Source organism: Crossiella sp. SN42 (genome assembly GCF_023897065.1).
In the GTDB taxonomy this organism is placed as follows: Bacteria; Actinomycetota; Actinomycetes; order Mycobacteriales; family Pseudonocardiaceae; genus Crossiella.
This window is the reverse complement of sequence record NZ_JAMHIV010000041.1, coordinates 1-22,910: the sequence shown is the minus strand read 5'-3', so window position 1 is coordinate 22,910 and position 22,910 is coordinate 1. Positions and strand designations below refer to the sequence as shown.

The window sequence follows — 22,910 nt, the reverse complement described above, 5'->3', positions numbered from 1 at the left end:
CTCCTTGAAATGCTTCGACCTCCTACCCGCCATTGGAGTCGGGCGTGAACCAGCTACGCGCGGGCATCGACCCGTGGAAAGGCCTCTCCCGCGATCTCGCGCCGCTGATGCGGGCCGAGGTGCCGGATGTGGCCAACCAGATACTCGGCGAGATCCAACGCGGTATACCCGAGTACTCCCGGCCGCTGGACGAGGCGTTCGGGCAGATCATCAGCGACGGGATCGAACACGCGCTGATGCAGTTCGTGGACCGGGTGGCCGACCCGGCCGCGGCGCACCCGAAGCGGGCGGAGATGTACCGGCGGCTGGGCCGCGGCGAGTTCCACGAGGGCCGCAGCCTGGACACCCTTCAGCAGGCCTACCGGCTGGGCGCGCGGATCGCCTGGCGCAGGCTGACCGACTTCGGTGAGCGGGTGCACCTGTCGGTGGACACCATGCGGCTGCTCGGCGAGGCGGTGTTCGCGCACATCGACGAGCTGGCCGCGCTGTCAGTCGAGGGCTACGTGGCCGCGCAGCAGCGGGCCACCGGGGCCCGCGAGCGCCGCCGCCGTCGCCTGCTGGAGGTGCTGCTGGCCGAGCCGCCGAACCCGCGGCACCTGGTGATCGAGCTGGCCGCGGCCGCGGAGTGGGAGCTGCCGGACCGGGTCTGCGCGGTGGCCCTGGAACCGCGCCCGGACCGCCCGCACCGGGCCGAGCCCCGGCTGGACCGGGCCATCCTGGTCGACTTCGAGGGCAGCGCCCCCTGCCTGCTCATCCCGGCGGGCGCGGACCACGAACAGCTGTTGGACCGGCCGTTGCAGGACTGGCTGGTCGCGGTCGGCCCCACCGTGGAGCTGCCCGACGCGGCCCAGTCACTGCGCTGGGCCCGGCACGCGTTGCAGCTGATGCGCGCGGGCACGCTGCCCTCGGCCGAGGTGCAGCACTGCGCGGACCACCTGGCCACGCTGTGGCTGCTGCACGAGCAGTTCCTGCTGGACGAGCTGACCCGCCGGGTGCTGGCCCCGCTGGCCGAGCTGACCCCGCGCCAGCGCGAGCGGCTCACCGAGACCCTGCTGGCCTGGCTGGAGACCCGCAGCGGCGCGCCGGAGGTGGCCGCCAGGCTGGGCATCCACCCGCAGACCGTGCGCTACCGGATGCACCAGCTGGAGAACCTCTTCGGCGAGACGCTGACCGACCCGGCGGCCCGCTTCGAGCTGGAGCTCGTGCTGCGGGCCGCCCGGCTCCGTCAGTCGAACCCGCCGGTCAGGTAGCGCTCGCGGGTGGTGGCGCGGCAGATCGCGCCATCGGGCGTGCGTGGCAGGCGGCCGGAGTCCACCAGCAACATCCGGTCCAGCACCAGGCTGTGCCGGGCGGTCACCGCGCGGCGCACCTGGCCGAGGACCTGCTGGGTCGAGCACTCCCTGATCCGCTCGGCGACCAGCACGGTGAGCACCCGGTCGAACTCGCGCACGGTGAACACGGCCAGCTGGTGCGCGCGCAGCGCCGAGTGCGCGCCGGCCGCGGTGGCCTCCACGTCCTGCGGGTAGTGCTGGCGGTCGCGCACGGTCAGCAGGTCGGCGACCCGGCCGAGCACGTAGAGCTCGCCGTCGTCGACCACGCCGAGGTCCCCGGTGCGCAGCCAGCCGTGCGCGGGCGCGGCGGCGTCCTCCAGCCGGTTGCCGAAGGGCCGCTCCCCCGGCTTCCGGCGGCCCCAGAACCCAGGCCCGAGCGAGCCGGAGACCCACACCTCGCCGACCGAGCCGTCGGGCAGCGTCCGACCGTTGTCCGCGGCCACTATCCGCACCCGGTGCCGGGTGGGAGTTCCGCTGGAGAGCAAGGTCAGCGCATCGGGTGACTCCTGCGCGCAGGGCGTGGCGCGACCCCGGCGCAGCAGGGCCCGGTCGAACGCGGTGCGCCGGGGCGCGGCGCTGGTCACCGACACCAGGGCGGCCGCGCCGACCGGCCCGTACCCGCAGCGCACCGCCTCGGGCCGCAGCCCGCATTCGGCGAAGGCGGCCAGGAACTTGGTCAGCGTCTCCGCCTGCGCGCCTGCCCCGTCCACGAACAGCGCGCGCACGTGGTCCAGCCGCAGCAGCGCCTTCTCCTGGGCGCCGATCCGGGTGGCGCAGTAGGCGTAGGCGAAGTCCGGCGCGGCGCTGACCGCACCGGGGTTGGCGGTGAGCGCGCGCAGCCAGCGCTCGGGCTTGAGCAGGAACGCGGCCGGGTCCATCAGCACCGCGCGGGCGCGCACCGCGACCGGGGCGATCACCCCGAGCAGCAGGCCCTCGGCGTGGTGCAGCGGCAGCCAGCTGACCGAGGGCGACTGGCCGGGCAGCGCGCCGATGGACTCGACCAGGGTGAGCGCGTTGTCCACCGCGTTGCGGAAGGTCACCTGCACCGCGCAGGGCGAGCCGGTCCAGGTGGGCGGATATTGCAGGTAGGCCACGTCGTCGCCGGTGTGCCAGGCCGGTTCGACCTCCGCGCCGATGGCATCGGGCAGCGCGTCCACCGCGACCACCTCGGGTTTGCGCAGGCCGTGGCCCTCCAGGAAGGCCTCCACCACGGCCAGCTGGGCGCGGGTGGTCAGCACCAGGCGCGGGCCGCAGTCGGCGAACATCGCGGCCAGCCTGGTCACCGAGCCGGGATGCCCGGGCGGGAACAGCGGCACGGCGATGATCCCGGCGCGCAGCGCGGCCAGGAACGCGATCACGTAGTCCGGCCCGTGCGGGGCCAGGATCGCGGCCCGCTGGCCACGGCAGGCGCGGCGCTGGATCCAGGCGGCGACCGCGCTGACCCTGCGGTCCAGCTCGGCCCAGGTGAGCACGCTGGCCTCGCCGACGGGCCGCGGCCCGTGGTGGTCGAGGAAACTCAGCGCCGGCTGGTCCCCGAACCCGGCCGCCCAGCGGTTGAGGTTGTCCGGCAGGGACAATCCGCCCTGGTCCAGCTTATGGAAGAGCTGTTGCGGAATTAGTGAGGCAGCACGAAAAGACCCGATCACAATGTTTTCTCCTCCGACTTCCCCGGAGCTGGACGCTATTTATCAACGAGGAAGACTGTCAATACCCAGGAGGTGAACTCCGATGATATTAAGCCGAGTCCAAACGCGGCTCAGTCCCGCCCGCTGAGAAATTTGTGACCCAGGTGACAAGTCGGCTTACACAATCGGGTGACAACGATTGGAAGCCGCGACTTTCCGCGGCCCGTGCCGTTGATCACGACATGGTGGAGTGCCGAACCGAGTCCGAGGCCGCAGTGGCCCTCACCGAGGTGGCCGGGCGACTGTCCCAGGCGACCGAGGAGACCTGTCCGCACCGCAGGGCGGAGCTGTTGATCGGCATCGCCGAGGCCGTGCAGCGGATCAGCGATGACCTGGAGTGGCTGGTGGCCGCCCAGTACGAGCCGGTGCCACCGCCCCGCGCGGAGCACAGCGCCGAGGTGGTGGTCCGGCAGGCGCGGCTGGAGTTGTTGCTGCCCAACGACGAGCTGGCCAGCGTGACGGTCAGCCCAGGACTGCGCGGCCCGGAGTGGAACGCGCAGCCCTGGCTGCCGCTGCTGCCGATGAACGGCTCCATCCGGCTGGCCATCGAGGCCGCCTTACGCCGGATGGGCCACGCGGTGACCGAGGCGATGGTGCCCTCCCCGATCACCGAGCACCGCGAGGACTAGACGGCCAGCACGATCTTCCCGCTGGTGCGGCCCGCCTCGCCGTAGGCGTGCGCCGCACCGGCCTCGGCCAGCGGGAACACCTTGTCCACGTGCACGGTCAACCGCCCCGCGTCCACCAGCGCCGCCAGCTCCCCGAGCCCGAGGTGGTCCGGCTCGACCATCACGTTGTCCGCCCGGACCCCGCGCCGCTCAGCCTCGGCCGCCACCTGCTCATCCACCCCCCACAACACCGACACCAGGTACCCACCGGCGCCGAGCAGCTCCAGCGACCGAAGACTGGTCTCCGGCCCCAGCGCGTCCACCACCACATCCACCTTGGACACCGCCTCCTCGAACGGCCCGGCCGTGTAGTCCACCGGCTCGTCCACCCCAAGCGACCGCAGGAACTCGTGCTTACCGGCACTCGCGGTGCCCAGCACATAAGCCCCCCGCGCCTTGGCGATCTGCACCGCCAGATGCCCAACCCCACCGGCCGCCGCGTGCACCAGCACCCGCTGCCCAGGCTGCACGTCCGCCGTGTCCACCAACGCCTGCCACGCGGTCAACCCCGCCAACGGCAACCCCGCGGCCTGGAAGAAGTCCAGCCCAGCGGGCTTGCGCACCAGGTGCCGAGCCGGCGCGGTGACGTAGTCGGCGTAGGCGGTGGCCGTGTGCGGGAAGTACGGCATCCCCAGCACCTCATCCCCCACCCGGAGCCAGGTCACCCCAGGCGCCACCGCCTCGACCACCCCAGCGACATCCCAACCAACCGCAGTCGCCCGCGCCCCACGCAGGTCCCCGCTGGCCCGCACCTTCCAGTCCACCGGGTTGACCCCAGCCGCCCGCACCCGCACCAGCACCTCGGTAGCCGCAGGCTCCGGCCGCTCGACCTCGGTCAGCTCGAGCACCTCAGGCCCACCCGGCTCCCGTACCAGCACCGCACGCATCGTTTTCTCCCCATCACTCCATGTGGTACCAAGTCTCTTATGGGAAGTATGCAGGAAAACCCCGACTGGGTCCCAGAGGAGGGGGTGCGGGACGTCTACTCCCGCGAATGCCCCTGCCGCGACCTACTGGACATGCTGGCCGACAAGTGGACCGCCCTGACCATCGGCGCACTGGAGGACGGCCCTCGCCGCTTCGGCCAGCTGAGACAAAAACTGGAGGGCGTCAGCCAGAAGATGCTCACCCAAACCCTCCGCACCCTGGAACGCGACGGCCTGGTGACCCGCACCGTCTACCCCACCGTCCCCCTAAGAGTCGACTACGAGCTCACCGAGCTGGGCCGCTCCGCCGCAGCCCCCCTGGCAGCAGTCCGAGCCTGGTCCACCGCCAACCTCCCCCAGGTCGTCACCGCCCGCCAAGCCTTCGACGAACGAGCGGCAGAACCCCCGCAGCCCGTCGTCTAGCCAACCCACGCGCCCGACTGTCCACAATGGACCCGCGCGAGCGAGCTTGCCACGATTGCGCGATCGCCTTGGCGCGAAGCGGAATCAGACCTCACCCGCTCGGTGGATTGTGTGATTTTGTTTGGGGGAAGGCCATCCCATAAGCTACCCCAGCGATTGGGCAGGCCTCACCGCCTGCCCCGTCAGCCCAATCCGGGATGGCCTAGGGGCCCCAAACCAAATCACACAATCCACCGCACGCCGCGAAAACCTAGCAGCAGCCACCAAAAGCTCGCCCGCCAACAGGCTCCAACGCAGCCTTCTCCACCTCACCCAACATCCGCTCCCGATCAGCTGCCGTCAGAACCCGCCCCCGAGCAACCACCAAACAGATCCGCTGGGTATTACGAATATCCACCAACGGATCCCCCTCCACCACAACAACATCCGCCCGCTGCCCCACCCCCAACGTCCCAGCCCCCACCGGCATCCCCAAGAACCGAGCCACATCCCGACTCCCAGCCTGCAACGCCTCCAACGGACTCAACCCCGCCCGCACCAGCAACTCCAACTCCTCATGCACCGAAAACCCAGGAAACACATAGGGATTCCCCGAATCAGTCCCCAGCAACGTCCCCACCCCATACCGGTGCTGAGCCGCCACCATCCGCAGCCGAGCCGCGAAGTACTCCCGCTGCCGCCGAACCTCCTCCGCGCCCACCGGCACCCACCGCTTCAACGAGCTCGCCCAGTAATCCTTGTACATCGGCGGCAGATACTTCATCCGCGGATCCGAAGCGAACTCCTCCGCAGGCGAGGAGTAAACCAGCATCGCCCGCAACGTAGGCGACTGCCAAGAACCATTGCGCCGCAACAACTCCGCCAGCACCCGAGCCTTCACCGGAGAGTGTGACGCCACCGCCTCCCGCTCGATCTCCCGCACCGCCTTGAACCAGGCGAACGAGTCCGCCGGATCCAACGGCAGGGCAGCGATCCGCCGCCGAAACTCCGCCTCCCGCGTACTCGTCGCCAGACTCAACCCGAACATGTGCTCAAACGTCCGCTGCCCCAAGGCACTCGACTCCGCCATCGACACATGGTCAGAAGCGTGCCCAGCAAACGAAATCCCCAAGCCCCGGCACTCATCCGCGACAGCCCGCAACAACTCCCGCCCCAAAAACGGATACACCTTCACGAAGTCCGCGCCCCCCTCCACGGCAGCCCGCACAGCAGCCCGAGCCTCCTCCGGACTCCGCACGATCAACGCCCCAGGCAACACCGAGTCCGGCCCATCGATGATCACACTCCCAATGACCAACCGAGGCCCAAAAACCTCCCCAGCCTCAATCCGCCGCCGAAGATCGTGATGCTGCGGGAACCCCCACATCTCCCGCAGCCCCACCACCCCGTGCACCAGGCACAACGGCAACGTGATCTTCTCGAAGTAGGCCCCATGCATGTGCATGTCCCACAACCCAGGGATCACGTACTTCCCCGCCAGATCGAACACCCGGGCCCCCGCCGGAACCGGCAGATCCCACCCACCCACCGCAAGAATCCGATCGTCCCCCAGCACCATCGTGGCATTCCGCCGCACCGGAGCCCCCGAGGTGTCCACCAGGTTCACACCCCGCAACACAGTCACCGCAACAGAATCAGCGGCCGCGACCCCAGCACCCAACCAGCCCCCGGCAACCGCCGCCGCCCCGATCCCGCTCAGCCACCCAAGGAACTCCCGGCGACCAGTCCCAATCTCACTCATGCCCGCAACGCTGCACCATGACGTAACGTCAAGTTCAAGCCAGAATCACAGCCACCCGTGGTCCCGCGCGATCCGCGCCGCCTCCGCCCTCGTCCGCGCCCCGAGCTTGGCCATCGCCGAGGACACGTAGTTGCGCACCGTGCCCGGTGACAGGTGCACCGCGGCCGCGATCTCCGCCGCCGTCGCCGTGTCATGTACCTGCCGCAACACATCCAGCTCCCGCTCGGTCAATGGGCAGTCCGCCTCCGCCAGCGCATCGGCCGCGAACTCCGGATCCACGTACCGCAACCCGGCGTGCACCCGCCGGATCACCTCGGCCAGCAGCGAGGCCGGCGCGTTCTTGGCCAGGAACCCCTTGGCCCCCAACGACAACGCCTGCCGCAGCACACCCGGCCGGGCGTGCCGGGTCAGCATCACCACCCGCACCTTCGGGAACTCCCGCGCCAGCCGCGCCGCCACCGCGGGCCCGTCCAGCCCCGGCATCTCCACGTCCAGCACCACCACATCGGGCCGGTGCTCGGCCACCGCCGCCATACCCTGCAACCCGTCGGAGACGTCCGCGACCACGGTCAGGTCCGGCTCCAGCTCGAGCAGCGCGGCCACCGCCTGCCGGGTCAGCCGTTCGTCGTCGACCAGCAGCACCCTGATCACCCGGCCACCTCCACCTTCGGCAGGCTCGCGGTCACCACGAACTCCCCGTCCCGCGCCGCCGCCGCGAACGAACCGCCACCGCCGGCGATCCGCTCAGCCAGCCCGGACAGCCCCGACCCCCACTCCCCCGCTGCCAGCACCCCGTCGTTGCCCACCGTCAGCACCACCAAGTCCCCTTGCGCGCCAAGGGTGATCCAGCACCGGCGAGCATCGGCGTGCCGCAGCAGGTTGGTCACCGCCTCCCGCAGCACCCAGCCGAACAGCTCCCGTTGCGCCGCGGGCAGTTCCTCCGGCCGGGCGTCCACCTCACACCGGATCTCCGCCGAGGCCAACAGCTTCCGCGCCCCGGCCAGCTCCGCCACCAGGTCCGTGGTCCGCTGCGCGTGCGCCAGCGCCCGCACGTCCTGCAACGCGCCCCGCGCCAGCTCCTGCACCTCCACCATCTCCGCGTGCGCCCGCCCAGGGTCCACAGTGGACAGTCGAGCGGCCAGCTCGCTCTTCAGCGAGACGACCTCCAGCGCGTGGCCGAGGATGTCGTGCAGGTCCTGGGACAGCCGCAACCGCTCCCTGGTGGTGGCCAGCTCGGCGGCCTCCTGACGGGCGTTGTCCAGTTCCAGGCTGGACCGCCACAGCCGCACCGAGGTCTCCTGCATATAACTGGTGGTGCCGATCACCACCCCCGCGAGCACGGCCTCCCGGACCATCTCCGGCACCGCGTTGGCCTGGCTGACCAGCAGCACCAGCCCCGCGGTGACCAGCACCACCGCCACGACCACCGGCCAGATCAGCCGGGTCGGCCGGTTGGCCAGCAACTCGGCCGCGGCCAGCCCGGGCAGCACCGCCCACAGCACGCCGGAACTCAGCCAGAGCGCGGCCAGCACGGTGAGCACCACCCCGAGCACCAGCAGCGGCACTCCGGTGCGCAGCGACCGGACCCGCCACGGATCGCGCAGCACGCTCAGCGCGCCGGGCAGGAACACCGCGTTGAACACCGCCCAGCCCACCCCGAGCACCACCAGCTCGACCGCGCCCCCAGGCCCGCCGTTGAGCGCGGCCACCGGCGGGAAGATCACCGCCAGGAACGCGACGCTGTACAGCGAGTCCCGGCTGTGCCGCCGCAGGTGACCCAGCGCGGCGGACTCCGGCTCCTGTGCCCGACTGCCCTTCACACCCAGAAACTAGCAGCGCCCCCGGCCCGCCGAGCAGCGCTGATGACACCTGTCATGCCCGGGCGCGACACCCGTCACCCCACCCCCTGACAGCGCACACTGCCCGCGCGGCCCCCGGCTTCCTAACTTTGTCCCCATGAACGGCAACGTGATCGAGGTCGAGGACCTCCACTACCGCTACGGCGAGTTCGCCGCGGTGCGCGGGATCAGCTTCACCGTGCGCAGAGGGGAGACCTTCGCCCTGCTCGGGACGAACGGAGCGGGCAAGACCACCACGCTGGAGGTCATCGAGGGCTTCCGCCGGCCGGCGCGGGGCCGGGTCCGGGTGCTCGGCCTCGACCCGCACGCCGACCGCTACCAGGTGCAGCCCAGGGTCGGCATCATGCTGCAGAACGCGGGCCTGGTCGAGGAGCTGACCGTGGCCGAGACGCTGCGGCTGTGGCAGAAGCTGTCCAGCCGCACCGACGAGGTGACCACCGCACTGTCCAGAGTGGACCTGAGCCATCGGGCGGAGGTCCAGGTGGTCAAGCTCTCCGGCGGTGAGCGGCGACGGCTGGACTTCGCCATCTCCACCTGGGGCGCGCCCGAGCTGGTGGTGCTGGACGAGCCGACCACCGGCCTGGACCCGGAGTCGCGGCAGCGGCTGTGGAGCCGGGTCGGCGAGCTGAAGGAGCGCGGCAGCACCATCCTGCTGACCACGCACTACCTGGAGGAGGCCGAGGCGCTGGCCGACCAGGTGACCATCATGCACGGCGGGATCGCGCAGATCTCCGGCACGCTGCACGAGGTGCTCTCCGGCCGCCCGGCCAGCATCGTCGCCGACCTGCCGCCCGCCGCCCCCGCCCTGCCCCAGCTGCACGGAACGGCCGTCGTGGACCTCTCCCGGCTGCGGGTGGAAACCCTTGCCCTGCAAGAAGACCTCACCACGCTGCTGGTCTGGGCCAAACAGCACCGGCTGACACTGGAAAACCTCAACGCCAGCCCCGCCTCGCTGCACGAGGTGTTCCTGGCCGCCTCCGAGAAGGGATGACCGGCATGCGTGCCGCTGTGCTGCTCGGCCTGACCGAGCTGAAGTTGGTGCTGCGCAAGAAGATCAACGCGGCATCGGTGCTGGGGGTGCCGGTGGCGATGTGCGCGGTGGCCTACTCCAACGACCGTCCGGAGAACGCGGCGGGCTGGGGTTCGATCTTCGCGCACGCCTTCATGATCGTGCTGCTGGTGTCCACCTTCCTGGTGAGCACCACGGTGTTCACCGCCCGCCGCCAGTCCCTGGTGCTCAAGCGGATGCGCACCGCCGAGATCACCGACTCCGCACTGGTCGCCGGGATGATCACCCCGCTGATCGTGATCACCCTGGCGCAGATGGCGGTGTACCTGGGCTTCTGCCTGGCCATCGGCGCCCCGTTGCCGGAGAACCCGCTGCTGGCCCTGGGCGGCATCCTGCTGGGCACCGCGGTCGCGGTGCTGGCGGGTGCGGCCACCGCGAGCCTGAGCAGCAGCGTGGAGGTCACCCAGATCACCGCGATGCCGGTGCTGGTGGCCGCGCTGGGTGGCATGATCGCCACCTTCTCCGACTCCGACCTGACCCGCACCCTGGGCATGTTGATGCCGCTCAACGGCCCCACCGACATGCTGGCCAAGGGCTGGGGCGGCGGCACCGCCGGCATCCAGCTGACCGAGCTGCCCCTGATCCTGCCCGCCGGGATCGCGCTGTCCGCGGTGGTGCTGGGGATCATCACCGCGAAGTTCTACAAGTGGGAACCGCGCTAGGAAGTAGACGCGGCAACGCCCGTGCGCCTGGGACAACTCAGGCGCACGGGCGTTGCCCGTTGCTTCAGACCTCTGCTCAGGCGGGTACGGCCTGGTCCGTCACCAGGGACGCGGTGGGGCGTTCGGTGGCCAGCAGGATCGAGTCCAGGATCTCGCCCACCCGGACCGCCGTGTTGGACAGCAGCGTGGAGGTTATGCCGTGGCTGCTCTCGGTGGCGCCCTGCAGGTAGATCCCGGCCCGCACACCGTCCTGTGTGGACACCCGGTAGTCCCGGTCCACGCGCAGCTCGCCGCGCTCGTCCCGGAGGCAGTGCTCGCCCAGCTCACCGAGCAGCGACAGCGGGTCGACCGGGCGGTAGCCGGTGGCGTAGACCAGCACGTCGGCCTCGATCACGCTGAGCTCGCCGGTGGGCAGGAAGCGCAGCACCGCGCGCACCCCGTTCGGCGTGGCGTGCACCTCGGCCATCCGGGAGATCTTGTGGATGTGCATGCGGTGCACACCCCGGACCTTCTCCTGGTAGACCCTGGCGTAGAGCTGGTCGATGAGGTCGATGTCCACCGCGGAGTAGTTGGTGCCGCGGTGGTAGTTCAGCAGCATCCGCTTGACCTCGTCGCTGGCGGAGAAGAAGTAGTCCACCGCCTCGGGGTCGAAGATGCCGTTGACGAAGGCGCTGTCGTCGGCGGGGGCGTAGCCGTAGCGGGCGAACACCGCGTGCACCTGGGCGTCGGCGTAGCGCCGGTGCAGGTACTCGGTGGTCTCCGCGGCGCTCTGCCCGGCGCCCACCACGATGAACCGCTTGGCCGCGGCCTCGGGCAGCTCCTCAAGCCGGTGCAGCAACTGCTGGTTGTGCCAGACCCGTTCGGAGACAACGACCTCCGGCGGCAGGTTGGGCTGGAGACCGGCGGCCAGCACGATGTTGCGGGCCCGGTGCTCGACCAGTCTGCCGCCCTGCCGCACCACCACGTCGAAGTGCTCGATCGCGCCGTCGGCGGCGTGCACCGGGCGCAGCGAGACCACCTCGCTGTCGTAGGAGACCAGGTGCTCGAACCGGCCGGCCACCCACTCCAGGTAGTCGTGGAACTCGACCCTGGTGGGGAAGAGCATCTTGTGGTTGATGAAGTCGGCCAGCCTGCCCTTGTCCTGCAGGTAGCACAGGAAGCTGTGCGGGCTGGTGGGGTTGCGCATGGTGACCAGGTCCTTGAGGAAGGAGACCTGCATCGTGGTGCCCTCGATCAGCATCCCGCGGTGCCAGCCGAAGCGGGCCTGCTTCTCGAAGAACGCGCCGCGCAGCTGCCGCTGGCCGGGCTGTTGCTGGTTGCGCTCCTCCATCGCCACGGCCAGCGCGAGGTTGGACGGGCCGAAACCAATGCCCACGAAGTCCAGGACCGGAATGTCTCGTTCCTCGGTCGCAGTCGACACACTTGCCCCTTCACTGCCGAGCCACGGCACTGGAAACTTAGGTTAGGCTTACCGAAACAATCAGTCGCGCCCCTGTCAAGCTCGCACCGCCCAGATGCCGCGCAGACCACAGTCGCCCTTGTCGAACTAGGTGTTTAGCCTAACCTAAGTTAGCGTTGCCTACCAGAACCGTCCGATCTTGAGTGGTGGAGGCAGCCGGTGCCGCTCGAAGCGCCAGCCAGACAGGACAACGAGCAGCTCACGGTCGATCTCGTGGCCGATCCGCTGCTGGCCGCCACCCGGCTGACCGAGGCGGGACTGACCGAGACGCACGTGCTCTACGAGCGGGACGGCGAGTTCGCGGTCGCCCTCGGCGCGGTCGCCCGGATCACCGTCACCCGCAGCCAGATCAGCCTGGTCGCCGGCGGCCTGCGGCGCAGCCAGCCGTGGCGGCGCACCCCGCTGGAGGACATCGGCGAACTGCTCGCCGAGGTGCCGCTGGCCGGCTGGCGGGCCTACGGCTGGGCCGGGTTCGAGTTCGCCTACGCGCACGCGGGCCTGCTGGACCAGGTGGGCGAGGAACCGTTGCTCCACCTGGTCATCCCGGCCGTCGAGGCGCGGCTCAGCGCGGGCGCGGCGACCGTCCGCGGCACCGATCCCGCCCTGCTGCGCAAGGTCGCCGACCTGCTCGCCCAGCCGATGACCGAACCCGCCTACCAGCCGGTCCCGGTGGAGCTCGGCGAAGCCGGCGCCACCCAGTACCGGGCCGCGGTGGCCGGCGCGATCGAGGAGATCCGCCAGGGCCGCCTGCAGAAGGTGATCCTCTCCAGAGTGGTGCCGGTGGCACAGCCGGTCGACCTGGCGGGCACCTACCTGGTCGGCCGCCGCGGCAACACCCCGGCCCGCTCCTTCCTGCTCGACCTCGGCGACATCCGCGCGGCCGGGTTCAGCCCGGAGACGGTCCTGGAGGTGGACGCCAACGGCAGGGTCACCACCCAGCCGCTGGCCGGCACCAGGGCGCTGACCGGGTCGGCCGAGGAGGACCGGCGGCTGGAGGCGGACCTGTTACAGGACAGCAAGGAGATCTACGAGCACGCCATCTCGGTGAAGGTCGCGCACGACGAGCTGGCCGAGCTGTGCCGCCCCGGCAGCGTCGAGGTGCACGGGTTCATGTCCGTGAAGAAGCGGGGCAGCGCCCAGCACCTGGCCTCCACGGTGACCGGCGAGCTGCCCGCGGGCGAGGGCCCCTGGGGAGCCTTCGCCGCGCTGTTCCCCGCGGTCACCTCCTCCGGCGTGCCCAAGCGCGCGGCCTACGAGACCATCGCCCGGCACGAGGCGCAACCGCGCGGGCTCTACAGCGGCGCGGTGTTCTACGCCGACAGCGACGGCACCCTGGACGCGGCGCTGGTGCTGCGCACGGTCTTCCAGCGCGCGGGCCAGACCTGGCTGCGGGCCGGGGCCGGCATCATCGAGCAGTCGGACCCGGACCGCGAGCTGGAGGAGACCTGCGAGAAGCTGCGCAGCGTCGCCCCGCACCTGGTGCGCGGCAACTAAAGCGTCGGCCAGGGCCGCTGCTCCGGCCGGAGCTGCTCGAAGGCGCGGGCCACCCGCAGCACGCCGAGGTCGTCGAAGCGCCTGCCGGTGATCTGCACGCCGATCGGCAGCCCGTCCGCGCTGTAGCCGGCGTTGACCGAGGCCGAGGGCTGGCCGGACATGTTGAACGGCACGGTGAACCCGATGTGCTCGAAGGGTTTCGCCGGATCGTGCACCGGTGACGCCTGGTCCGCGCCGAAGGAGACCACCGGGCACACCGGGCTGAGCACGAAGTCCAGCTCGCGGAAGGCCCTGGTGGCCGCCGCGCTCATCACGTCCATCTGGGCGAAGCCGCGGTACACCGACACACCGTCCACTTCGGACTCACCGAAGATCCAGTCCCTGATGTAGGGCAGGATCCGCTCGATCCGCTCCTTCGGCACCCCGGCCAGGTCGGCGGCGAACCTGGTGCGCCAGAAGCGGTTCAGCCCGGCCAGCATCTCCTCGGTGAGGAACGGCCGCACCGGCGTGACGATCGCGCCCGCCGCCTCGAACGCGGCCGCCGCCGCGCGCACCGCGGCCAGCACCGCCGGCTCCACCGGCAGCCCGGCCCCAGCCTCCTCCAGCAACCCGATCCGCAGGCCCTTGACCTCGATGTCCAACTCCTGCCAAGGAATCTGGGCCGGCGGCAGGCTGGTGAAGTCGCGGTCGTCGGGCTGGGCCAGCACCGACATCAGCAACGCCGCATCGGCCACCGTACGGGTCAGCGGACCGGCGGTGCGGCCGGGGAACGGCGGATCCACCGGCACCCGGCCAAAACTCGGCTTGTGCCCCATGAGTCCGCACAGCCCGGCGGGCAACCGGATCGAGCCGCCGATGTCGGTGCCCACGTGCAACGGCCCGTAGCCCGCGGCCGCGGCCGCCGCCGCGCCGGAGCTGGAGCCGCCGGGGTTGCGGTCCAGCCGCCACGGGTTGCGGGTCAGCGGGTGGAAGCTGGACAGGCCGGAGGTGAGCATGCCGAAGTCCGGCATGGTGGTCTTGGCCAGCAACACCGCCCCGGCCTCGCGCAGCCGGGCCGCGGCTGGCGCGTCCTCGGCCGCGGGCACCAGCTCGGTGGCCGCGGTGCCCAGCGGCACCGGCACGCCCTTGGTGGCGATGTTCTCCTTGATGGTGACCGGAACCCCGTCCAGCGCGCCCTGCGGCTCACCGCGCCGCCAGCGCTGTTCGGCCTCGCGCGCCTGGGCCAGCGCACCGGCCGGGTCGGGGGCGTAGAGGGCCTGGAGGCTCGGCTCCCAGGCGCCGATCCTGGCCAGCACCGCCTCGGTCACCTCCACCGGCGACACCGCGCCGGAGGCGTAGCCGGCCAGCAGTTCCACCGCGGTCAGGTCGGGCAGTTCGGTTGTCATCCCCGGTGTTCCTCTCAGCTGGCTGGCGGGTCGAAGCGGCCGTCCACGGCGGTCCAGCCGCCGTCGACGCTGAGCACCGAGCCGGTGACGTAGCTGGCCGCCTCCGAGGCCAGGTACACCACCGCGCCCGCGAGCTCCTGCGGCGTCGCCCACCGGCCGAGGGCGTTCTTGTCCGCGTAGGCCTGGTACCACTCCGGGCTGTTCTTGATCTGCTGGGTCAGCGGCGTCTCCACCACACCCGGCGCGATCGCGTTGACCCGCACCCCGGACGGCCCGAACTCCGCGGCCGCGGTGCGCAGCAGCTGCACCATGCCCGCCTTCGTCGCGGCATAGGCGCCCTGGCCGGGCTCGACGGTCACCGCGCGAATGGAGGAGAAGGCGATGATGCTGCCCCGGCCGCGGCTCACCATGGCCGCGCCGAAGGCCCGCACCACCTCGAAGGTCGCGGTGAGGTTGAGCGCGATCACCCGGTCGAACTCCGCGCGGCTGTAGTCCAGCAACCGCTTGCGCACGTTGGTGGCCGCGGTGAGCACCACGATGTCGATCTCGCCGATGCTCTCCGCCGCACTGGCCAGCGCGGCCGAGTCCAGCACGTCGAGCTGCCGGGCGGTGGCCGAGGGGCCGATCAGCTCGGCGGTCTCCCGCGCGGTGACCAGGTTGAAGTCGGCGCACACCACCTCGGCGCCGTGCCCGGCCAGCGCCCGCGCGGACTCGCGGCCGATGCCGCTGCCCGCACCGAGCACCACCGCGGTCTTGCCGTCCAGCCGGAACAGGCTCGAATAGTCCACTGTGGACACTCCTCACTCGAAGCGGGCCAGCGAGCGCGCCAGGTTCGGCGCGGCCGCGATCAGCCCTCGGGTGTACTCCTGTCGCGGTGCGCCGTAGACCTGCTCGACCGGTCCCAGCTCCACCAGCTCGCCCCGGCGCAGCACGGCCACCGTGTCGCACACGTGCCGGACCACGCCGAGGTCGTGCGAGACGAACACCAGGGTCAGCGCGAACCGGCGCACCAGATCGTCCAGCAGGTTGAGGATCTGCGCCCGCACCGACACGTCCAGCGCGCTGACCGGCTCATCCGCGATGAGCACACTGGGCCTGGGCGCGAGCGCCCGCGCGATGGAGATCCGCTGCCGCTGCCCGCCGGAGAACTGGTGCGGATACCCGCGCGCGGCATCCGCGGGCAGCCCGACCGCGGCCAGCAGCTCGGCCACTCGCGCCGCGCGGCCGGGAATCCCCTGCACCACAAGGGGTTCGCTGATGATCTCGCCGACCCGCAGGCGCGGGTTGAGCGAGCCCATCGGGTCCTGGAACACCAGTTGCAGCTCGCGCCGCAGGAAACCCAGCCGCCGCTCGGGCAGGCCGGTGATCTCCTTGCCCTGGAACCGGATCGAGCCCCCGGTGGGCCGGTCCAGCGCGGCCAGCAGCCGCACCAGGGTCGACTTGCCGGAGCCGGACTCGCCGACCACGCCGAAGCGCTGGCCCGCCGCGATGTCGAAGGACATGCCGTGCAGGGCGGGGATCTCCGCGCCCGGCCGCAGCAGCGAGGTCCGCCCGCGCCGGTAGGTGCGGCGCAGGTCGCGGACCTGGATCAGCGGTTCACTCATCGGCCGTCCACTGAATCGTGCGCAGCCGGCCGTGCTCGTCCAGCGACTCCAGGTCGGAGGCGGCCAGCAGTCCCGCCGTGTAGGGGTGCGCGGGAGCGGTGAACAGGCCGGGCAGCGTGCCGGAGTCGACCACCCGGCCGCCGTGCATGACCAGCACCCGCTCGCACATGTCCGCGACCACGGCCAGGTCGTGCGTGATGAACAGCAGCGCGGTGCCGCGTTCCTCGGTGGCCGTGCGGATCAGCGCGAGCAGCTTGGCCTGCACGGTGACGTCCAGCGCGGTGGTCGGCTCGTCGCAGATCAGCACGTCCGGATCGTTGGCCAGGGCCATCGCCAGCAGCACCCGCTGCCGCTGCCCGCCGGAGAGCTCGTGCGGATAGGCCCGCGCGGTGACCGCCGGATCGGGCAGCCGCACCTGGTCCAGCAGCTCCACCGCGGCCGCCCGCGCGGCCCGCCTGGTCCTGGTGCGGTGCAGGGTCATCGCCTCCGCGACCTGCCTGCCGACCCGCATGGCCGGGTTGAGCGCGGTCATCGGCTCCTGGAACACCATGGCCAGCCGCCGCCCGCGCACCCTGGCCAGCTCCCGCTCCCGCAGCCGCAGCAGGTCACCGTCCACACCGGACAGCCGAACCGACCCGCTCGCCGACACCCCTTCCGGCAGCAGCCCGAGCACCGCGGCGGCGGTCAGGCTCTTGCCGGAACCGGACTCCCCGATCAGCCCGAGCCGCTCGCCCCGCGCCAGGGTGAAGGACACCTCGCGCACCAGCGTCCGGTCCACAGTGGACACCGTCAGTCCCTGGACGCTCAGCACGCTCATCGGCGGCTCACCAGCCTGGGGTCGAACCGGTCCCGCAGCCCGTCGCCGAGCAGGTTGAACCCGAGCACCGCCACCGCGATCGCGATCCCCGGCGCCAGCGCCAGCCGCGGCTCCACCGAGAGCAGCTCCTGCGACTCCTGCAACATCCGGCCCCAGCTCGGCGTCGGCGGCCGGGTGCCAAAACCCAGGAAGGACAGCGCGGCCTCGGCCAGCACCGCGATCGCGAAGGACACCGAGCCCTGCACGATGACCAGCCCGCCGATGTTGGGCAGCACGTGCCGCACCGCGATCCCGGCCCGCCCCCGCCCGGCCGCCCGCGCGGCCAGCACGAACTCGGTGCCGCGCACCTGCGCGGTGCCTGCCCTGGCGATCCGGGCGAAGCCGGGCACCGAGGCGATGCCGATGGCGATCATCGCGGTGCCGGTGTCCGCGCCGAAGACCGCGCCGAACATGATGGCCAGCAACAGGGTCGGGAAGGCCAGCAGCAGGTCGTTGGCCCGCATCACCAGCTCGTCCAGCCAGCGCGGCCCGAGCGCGGCCAGCACCCCCAGCGGAGTGCCTGCCAGTGCCGCCGCGCCGACCGAGACCAGGCCGATCAGCAGCGTGGTCTGCGCGCCCACCATCAACTGGCTGACCACGTCCCGGCCGAACCGGTCGGTGCCCAGCCAGTGCTCCGCGCCCGGCCCGAGCAGCCGCAGCGTCGCGTCCACCAGCAGCGGATCGTGCGGGGTCCACACCAGCGACAGCAGCGCGGCGGCCAGCACCAGTCCAATGAGGACGGTGCCGGCCCACAGGCTGGCCGACCGTTCGGCGCGGGCGCTCACGTGGCCTGCCGCAGCCGGGGGTTGAGCACCGTGTACAGCACGTCCACCGCGAAGTTGACCAGCAGCACCGCGCACACCAGCACCATCACCACGTTCTGCACCACCAGCAGGTCCCGTGCCGCCACCCCGTCCAACAGCAGACTGCCCAGTCCCGGCAGCACGAACACCCGCTCCACCACCACCGCGCCGATCAGCAGCGTGGTCAGCTGGAGGCCGAGCACGGTCAGCACCGGCGCCGCCGCGTTGCGCAGCCCGTGCCGCAGCAGCGCGCTGAACCTGGTGTGCCCCTTGGCCCGCGCGGTGCGCAGGTAGTCCTCAGTGGACACGTCCAGCACCGCGGAGCGCACGTACCTGGTGAGCACCGCGCCCTGGATCAGGCCCAACGACAGCGCCGGCAGCACCAGTCCGCGCAGGAACTCGGCCGGATCGCGCACCGGCGGCGTCCAGCCCCCGGCGGGCAGCAGCTGCCAGCGCACCGCGAACAGCTGCACCAGCAGGATGCCCGCGACGAACCCGGGCACCGCCAGCCCGAGCTGGCTCAGCCAGGACACCGCCACCCCACCGGCCCGCCGCCGCGCCACCGCCGCGTACACCCCGGCAGGCACCGCGATCAGCAGCGCCACCAGCATCCCGGCCCCGACCAGCCACAACGTCACCCCCAGCCGGTCTACCAGCTGTGGCCCGATCGGCTCCCTGGTCACGTAGGAACGGCCGAACTCACCGGTGACGAACCCGCCGAGCCAGTCCAGGTACTGGGTGACCAGCGGCCGATCGGTGCCGAACTCCCGCCTGGTCTGCGCCACCAGCTCCGGCGAGGCGTTGAGCCCGAGCGCGACCTGCGCCGGATCACCGGGCAGCACCGCGAGGAAGCCGAACACCACCACCGAGGCGACAACCATGCTGATCAGCAGGATCGTGGTGCGCCGGAACAGCCGCGGCAGCATGCCCGCGGTCACTGCCTGCCCAGCCGGGCCAGGTCGAAGGACTCACCGACCTCGTTGAGCGGCAGGCCGGTGACCTTGGTCCTGGCCACGATCAGCATCGGGAACAGGAACAGCCAGCAGGCCGCGGCGTCCTCGGCGATGGTCCGCGCGACCTGCCGCATCGCCCGGTCCTGGGCCGCGGCGTCGCCTTTGTCGGCCACGGTCAGCAGCTGGCCCACCGCCGGGTTGTCGTAGCCCCAGTAGTACTTCGGGTTACCGAAGCTGGCGATGTCCCTGGCCTCGACGTGCTGCACGATGGACAGGTCGAAGTCGTGCTCGGTGAACACCTGCTTCAGCCACACCGAGGGAAAGTCCACCGGCTCGATCCGCACCGTCACCCCGACCTTGTCCAGGTAGGACTTCACCACCTGGGCGGCGGAGACCGCGTACGGCAGGTTCGGGATGCGCAGCCGCAGGTCCAGCCCGCTCACCCCGGCCTCGCTCAGCAGCGCCCGCGCCCGGTCCGGGTCGTAGGGGGTGACGCCGGTGAGGTCCTCGTACCAGGGGTCGGTCGGCGGCACCATGCTGCCGATCAGCGTGCCCTTGCCGCCCCAGGCCAGGCGCAGCAACGCGGCCCGGTCGATGGCGTGGGTCAGCGCGCGCCGCACCCGGACGTCGTTGAGCGGAGCCCTGCGGTTGTTGAAGGAGAGCACGACCTCGCCGTTGGTGGTGCCCTCGATCACCCGGAACCGGCGGTCCTGGGTGAACTGCGGGATCGAGTCCGGCGCGGCGACGGTGGAGATCACGTCGATGCCGTTGCTCAGCAGCGCGTTGTTCAGCGCGGTCGGATCGCGGTAGTACTTCAGCTGCACGGTGGTGTAAGCGGGCCGCTTTCCCCAGTAGCCGTCCCTGGCCCGCAGCACGATGGAGTCGCCCCTGGTCCGGGAGAGCACCTCGTACGGCCCGGTGCCCACCGGCCGGGTGCCCAGCTCGTTGACCCCGGTCGGGCTGAACATGGCGCCGACCCGCCCGGTCATCGCGAACAGCCAGCCGTTGCTCGGCCGCTGCAGCACCACCCTGGCGTGCAGCGGCGAGACCACGTCGACCTGCTTGAGAACGTCCATTGTGGACTTCAGCGAGACCGCCCAGTCGGTGCGCACCCGCTCCAGGCTGAACTTCACGTCCTCGGCGGTGAACGGCGCCCCGTTGGCGAAGCGCACGTTGGGCCGCAGCCAGAAGTCGTAGACCGTCCCCTCCGGACTGATCTCCCACTTCTCGGCCAGTCCGGGCACGATCCGGCCGCCGTCGTCCCGCTTCACCAGCCCCTCGTAGACGTTGCCGAGCAGCACCTGCGAGATCGCGGAGCCGTCAGTGCGGGTGAAGTCGAAGTTCTGCGGCTCAGCGGTGAATCCGATGCTGACGGTGTTCGGATCGGCCGGCGCGGTGGCCAGGTTGCCTGCCGTGCAACCGGCGAAAACGAGGCTGAGGACGAGAAGCGACGCGACACCGCGCAGTCGGCTCGATGATCGTCGCATGTCGGCACACTACGGCTTTCACCGACCGTTGGCCGCCCCCAACGGGTGCAAATCCGCAGTGGATCCGGTGGTGTGTGTCATCCCGGGTTAGCTTGCGCAGAGAAGGCGTTGTCAGTACTGGGGTAGGGAGGTTGATCGTGGAGGGCAACGCACCAGTACAGCTCGCCCGGCGGTCCGTATCGCCGAAGCCAGGCACCGAGGTGCCGCTGCTGGCCTTCGCACCCCGGGTCGGCCTGCAACTAGGCCACCGCTGCCTGCACCTGTTCCTCTCCGGCGGCCTGCGCCTGCGCGCCGAACCCGCCGTCGACGGCCGCACCCGGCTGCGCGTGCTGGGTTTCCACCTGCTGGCCGACCACCCGCAGCTGGGCAAGGTGACCATCACCCGCACCGAACCGGACTCCGCGCCCACCAGCCTGGTCGACAACGGCAGTGCCGAGCTCCCCGGCGTGAGCGCGCTGTTCCTGCACTGCGCGGTGGACATCGAACGCTCCCCCGGCTCGGGCAGGCCACTGCGCCTGCGCACGGCCACGCCGTTGCAGCTGCTCGGCCGCGCCCGGACGTTCCCGCCGGTCAGCGAGCCGTTCCGGTCGCACCGGATGGTGGAGCTGCTCCAGTTCGGCGAGTCCGCGCCGGTGGGTTCGCTGGACCCGTTCCGGGTGAACCTCGGCGGCTGCTGAACCGCGACCAGCGCGGGCGACTCAGCCGCTGATCCCCAGCCGGCGCGCCTGGTCCTGCCCCTCGGCGGTGACCTCAACCCCGGTGCCGTGCACGACGAGCCTGGCCTTGCCGCGCCGCTTGGCCGTGTACATCGCCGCGTCGGCCAGGCCGAGCAGCTTGTCCGCGGTCAGGTCGTGCTCGAACACGGTCAGGCACACCACGCCGATGCTCGCCCTGGCCACGTGCTGCTGCCCGGCGATCGCGTACGGCACCTGCAACGCGGCCAGCACCCGCTCGCCGACCTCCTCCGGCGGGTACTCGGTGCCGTCGAGCAGCACACCGAACTCGTCGCCGCCGAGCCGGGCCACCGTGTCGCTGGCGACCACGCAGCCGCGGAGCCGTTCGCCGACCGCGCGCAGCACCGCGTCACCCGCGGCATGTCCGAACCTGTCATTCACGGCCTTGAAGTCGTCCACGTCGATGAACAGCAGCATCAGCGGCCGGTGCTCCTCGATCCGGCTGTGGATCGCCTTGGCCAGCCGGTCCCGGAAGACGACCCGGTTGGCCAGCCCGGTGAGCGAGTCGTGGTAGGCCTGGTACTCCAGCTGTCGCTGGCTGTCCTGCAGGCGCTTGAGCAGCCGCATGTTGTCCGCGGAGGTCAGCAGCTGGCGGATCATGATCAGCCCGACGCAGAACAGCCCGAGGTAGACCTGCCAGATGCCGAGCTGGATGCCCAGCGCGGTGCCGATCGCGATGAACACACCGGTGATCACCAGCGGCACGTACGGCACCACCAGGTGCAGGTAGTCCCCGGCCTGCAACCGGACCGACTCCCGCTCACCCGGCTTCTGCTCCACCGGCGCCCACGGCGCCAGCGCGAAGACCAGGGTGCCTGCCATGAAGCCGATGTCGGCGATCGGCGGCACGTGCCCGGTGCCCTTGGAGATCAGGTAGGCGAACAGCCATCCGGAGGCGGACTGGCAGGCGAAGGAGATGCTCAGGAACACCACCGGCAGCTGCCGGGCCGGCAGGCGCACTCGGGACAGGGTGGCCACCACGCCGAGCAGCACCACGTAGGCGGCCGGGTGGATCAGCAGCGTGATCATCCCGGCCCCGCCGTTGAACCAGGACCGCGGCGCTCCGCTCGGGATGGCCGAGGCCACCCAGACCAGGAAGGACAGCGAGCCGAGGATGATCAGCGCGTCCACCAGCAGCATCGCGCCGCCGTAACGCCGCTTCATCACCGGCGCGGCCACCTCGGAATGCTCACCCCTGGCGAACTCGACCACGCCGGCCATGGACAGCAATGGCGCCACGACAAAGGCGACCGAGGCGAGAATGGCGATGGTCCGGCTCATCCCGAACACCGAGCCGACGGTCAGCGCCCCCAGTCCGAAGGCCAGGCCGACACTGGCCGCGGCCATCCACCACCGCCACCTGCGTCCGACACCGGTGCGGCCGCGTGCGGTCCAGGCGTACCCGAACACCGCGAACAGCGCCGCCACCAGCTGGAAGGCCTTGTCCGTGATCATCGACGCCCACCAGGAGAGCATCCCCGAGCTGGTGACGATCACCAGTAGCGCCAGCCCGGCCAGGGCCGTCGTGGTCAGCACACGGAACGTTCGTGCGGCCATTGCTCCAGCCGTCGACTAAAGCGCGGATATGCAGGGACCGGACCACTGTAGTAATACCCGCAAGAACTGTCGACCTGATCGGGTGAACAACACCCTTGACCGGCAATGTGCAACATGCACTCTGCGAATTTCGGTCAATAAATTCAATGCATAAATGGACAAATGTGAAAAAGCTTCCGGCCCCGGGGCGAACCCACGGGGCCGGAAGCCTCAT

Annotated in this window: 21 protein-coding genes; 7 read left to right on the top strand and 14 right to left on the bottom strand. The window is 71.0% G+C overall.

Going from position 1 to position 22,910, the window contains the following annotated elements; all coding sequences use genetic code 11:
• The first annotated feature begins 44 nt into the window (after positions 1 to 44).
• Positions 45 to 1,250, top strand: coding sequence for a helix-turn-helix domain-containing protein (locus tag M8C13_RS37490; RefSeq protein WP_252485552.1), 1,206 nt, complete (start codon positions 45 to 47; stop codon positions 1,248 to 1,250).
• Here the strand turns inward: M8C13_RS37490 and M8C13_RS37485 are convergent.
• Positions 1,226 to 2,908, bottom strand: coding sequence for a fatty acyl-AMP ligase (locus M8C13_RS37485; RefSeq protein ID WP_252485551.1), 1,683 nt, complete (start codon positions 2,906 to 2,908; stop codon positions 1,226 to 1,228). The two genes, M8C13_RS37490 and M8C13_RS37485, sit on opposite strands and share 25 nt — an antisense overlap.
• Positions 2,909 to 3,198: 290 nt before the next feature.
• On the opposite strand from M8C13_RS37485, the gene M8C13_RS37480 reads away from it, so the two are divergent.
• Positions 3,199 to 3,645, top strand: coding sequence for a hypothetical protein (locus M8C13_RS37480; RefSeq protein ID WP_252485550.1), 447 nt, complete (start codon positions 3,199 to 3,201; stop codon positions 3,643 to 3,645).
• Here the strand turns inward: M8C13_RS37480 and M8C13_RS37475 are convergent.
• Positions 3,642 to 4,571 carry an NADP-dependent oxidoreductase gene (locus tag M8C13_RS37475; protein WP_252485549.1) on the bottom strand — a complete coding sequence of 310 codons (930 nt, stop codon included), beginning with the start codon at positions 4,569 to 4,571 and terminating at the stop codon, positions 3,642 to 3,644. The genes M8C13_RS37480 and M8C13_RS37475 overlap by 4 nt on opposite strands.
• Positions 4,572 to 4,610: 39 nt before the next feature.
• Here M8C13_RS37475 and M8C13_RS37470 point away from each other — a divergent pair, with 39 nt between their 5' ends.
• Entirely contained in the window at positions 4,611 to 5,033 is a 423-nt protein-coding gene (locus tag M8C13_RS37470; RefSeq protein ID WP_252485548.1) for a helix-turn-helix domain-containing protein, read from the top strand.
• Between the two features lie 250 nt (positions 5,034 to 5,283).
• On the opposite strand, the gene M8C13_RS37465 is transcribed toward M8C13_RS37470, so the two are convergent.
• Genes M8C13_RS37465 through M8C13_RS45645 form a run of 3 tightly spaced genes read right to left on the bottom strand, consistent with a single transcriptional unit; the run spans position 5,284 to position 8,594 of the window.
• Positions 5,284 to 6,774, bottom strand: coding sequence for an amidohydrolase family protein (locus M8C13_RS37465; protein ID WP_252485547.1), 1,491 nt, complete (start codon positions 6,772 to 6,774; stop codon positions 5,284 to 5,286).
• A 45-nt stretch (positions 6,775 to 6,819) separates the two neighbouring features.
• Positions 6,820 to 7,425: a DNA-binding response regulator gene (locus tag M8C13_RS37460; protein WP_252485546.1), complete on the bottom strand. Its 606-nt coding sequence runs from the start codon at positions 7,423 to 7,425 to the stop codon at positions 6,820 to 6,822.
• Complete coding sequence (locus tag M8C13_RS45645; RefSeq protein WP_252485545.1) at positions 7,422 to 8,594, bottom strand: sensor histidine kinase; 1,173 nt, start codon at positions 8,592 to 8,594, stop codon at positions 7,422 to 7,424. The genes M8C13_RS37460 and M8C13_RS45645 overlap by 4 nt, the downstream gene beginning before the upstream one ends.
• Positions 8,595 to 8,730: 136 nt before the next feature.
• Between M8C13_RS45645 and M8C13_RS37450 the strand changes: the two genes are divergently transcribed.
• Both M8C13_RS37450 and M8C13_RS37445 read left to right on the top strand, forming a co-directional pair.
• A complete protein-coding gene (locus M8C13_RS37450; protein ID WP_252485544.1) occupies positions 8,731 to 9,624 on the top strand; it encodes an ABC transporter ATP-binding protein in 894 nt (297 codons plus the stop codon).
• Between the two features lie 5 nt (positions 9,625 to 9,629).
• A complete protein-coding gene (locus M8C13_RS37445) occupies positions 9,630 to 10,364 on the top strand; it encodes an ABC transporter permease (protein ID WP_252485543.1) in 735 nt (244 codons plus the stop codon).
• Positions 10,365 to 10,440: 76 nt separating this feature from the next.
• Here M8C13_RS37445 and M8C13_RS37440 read toward each other — a convergent pair whose 3' ends face one another.
• Complete coding sequence (locus tag M8C13_RS37440; protein WP_252485542.1) at positions 10,441 to 11,784, bottom strand: lysine N(6)-hydroxylase/L-ornithine N(5)-oxygenase family protein; 1,344 nt, start codon at positions 11,782 to 11,784, stop codon at positions 10,441 to 10,443.
• Positions 11,785 to 11,982: 198 nt separating this feature from the next.
• Between M8C13_RS37440 and M8C13_RS37435 the strand changes: the two genes are divergently transcribed.
• Positions 11,983 to 13,317, top strand: coding sequence for a salicylate synthase (locus M8C13_RS37435; protein WP_252485541.1), 1,335 nt, complete (start codon positions 11,983 to 11,985; stop codon positions 13,315 to 13,317).
• Here M8C13_RS37435 and M8C13_RS37430 read toward each other — a convergent pair.
• The 7 genes from M8C13_RS37430 to M8C13_RS37400 are packed head-to-tail and all read right to left on the bottom strand — an operon-like array spanning position 13,314 to position 20,405.
• The gene (locus tag M8C13_RS37430) at positions 13,314 to 14,702 is read right to left on the bottom strand and encodes an amidase (protein ID WP_252485540.1); all 1,389 of its coding nucleotides are present in this window, start codon (positions 14,700 to 14,702) and stop codon (positions 13,314 to 13,316) included. The two genes, M8C13_RS37435 and M8C13_RS37430, sit on opposite strands and share 4 nt — an antisense overlap.
• A gap of 14 nt (positions 14,703 to 14,716) precedes the next feature.
• A complete protein-coding gene (locus M8C13_RS37425; protein WP_252485539.1) occupies positions 14,717 to 15,490 on the bottom strand; it encodes an SDR family NAD(P)-dependent oxidoreductase in 774 nt (257 codons plus the stop codon).
• 12 nt (positions 15,491 to 15,502) lie between these two features.
• Entirely contained in the window at positions 15,503 to 16,306 is an 804-nt protein-coding gene (locus M8C13_RS37420) for an ATP-binding cassette domain-containing protein (protein WP_374213286.1), read from the bottom strand.
• Entirely contained in the window at positions 16,299 to 17,123 is an 825-nt protein-coding gene (locus M8C13_RS37415) for an ABC transporter ATP-binding protein (protein WP_252485538.1), read from the bottom strand. The genes M8C13_RS37420 and M8C13_RS37415 overlap by 8 nt, the downstream gene beginning before the upstream one ends.
• Positions 17,120 to 17,947, bottom strand: coding sequence for an ABC transporter permease (locus M8C13_RS37410; RefSeq protein ID WP_252485537.1), 828 nt, complete (start codon positions 17,945 to 17,947; stop codon positions 17,120 to 17,122). Before M8C13_RS37410 ends, M8C13_RS37415 begins: the two co-directional genes overlap by 4 nt.
• Entirely contained in the window at positions 17,944 to 18,891 is a 948-nt protein-coding gene (locus tag M8C13_RS37405; protein ID WP_252485536.1) for an ABC transporter permease, read from the bottom strand. The genes M8C13_RS37410 and M8C13_RS37405 overlap by 4 nt, the downstream gene beginning before the upstream one ends.
• Positions 18,892 to 18,899: 8 nt before the next feature.
• Positions 18,900 to 20,405: an ABC transporter substrate-binding protein gene (locus M8C13_RS37400; protein WP_252485535.1), complete on the bottom strand. Its 1,506-nt coding sequence runs from the start codon at positions 20,403 to 20,405 to the stop codon at positions 18,900 to 18,902.
• A 137-nt stretch (positions 20,406 to 20,542) separates the two neighbouring features.
• Between M8C13_RS37400 and M8C13_RS37395 the strand changes: the two genes are divergently transcribed.
• Positions 20,543 to 21,082, top strand: a complete 540-nt coding sequence (locus tag M8C13_RS37395; RefSeq protein WP_252485534.1) for a hypothetical protein — start codon at positions 20,543 to 20,545, stop codon at positions 21,080 to 21,082.
• Between the two features lie 21 nt (positions 21,083 to 21,103).
• Here M8C13_RS37395 and M8C13_RS37390 read toward each other — a convergent pair whose 3' ends face one another.
• Positions 21,104 to 22,696, bottom strand: a complete 1,593-nt coding sequence (locus tag M8C13_RS37390; protein ID WP_252485533.1) for a GGDEF domain-containing protein — start codon at positions 22,694 to 22,696, stop codon at positions 21,104 to 21,106.
• Positions 22,697 to 22,910 lie beyond the last annotated feature (214 nt).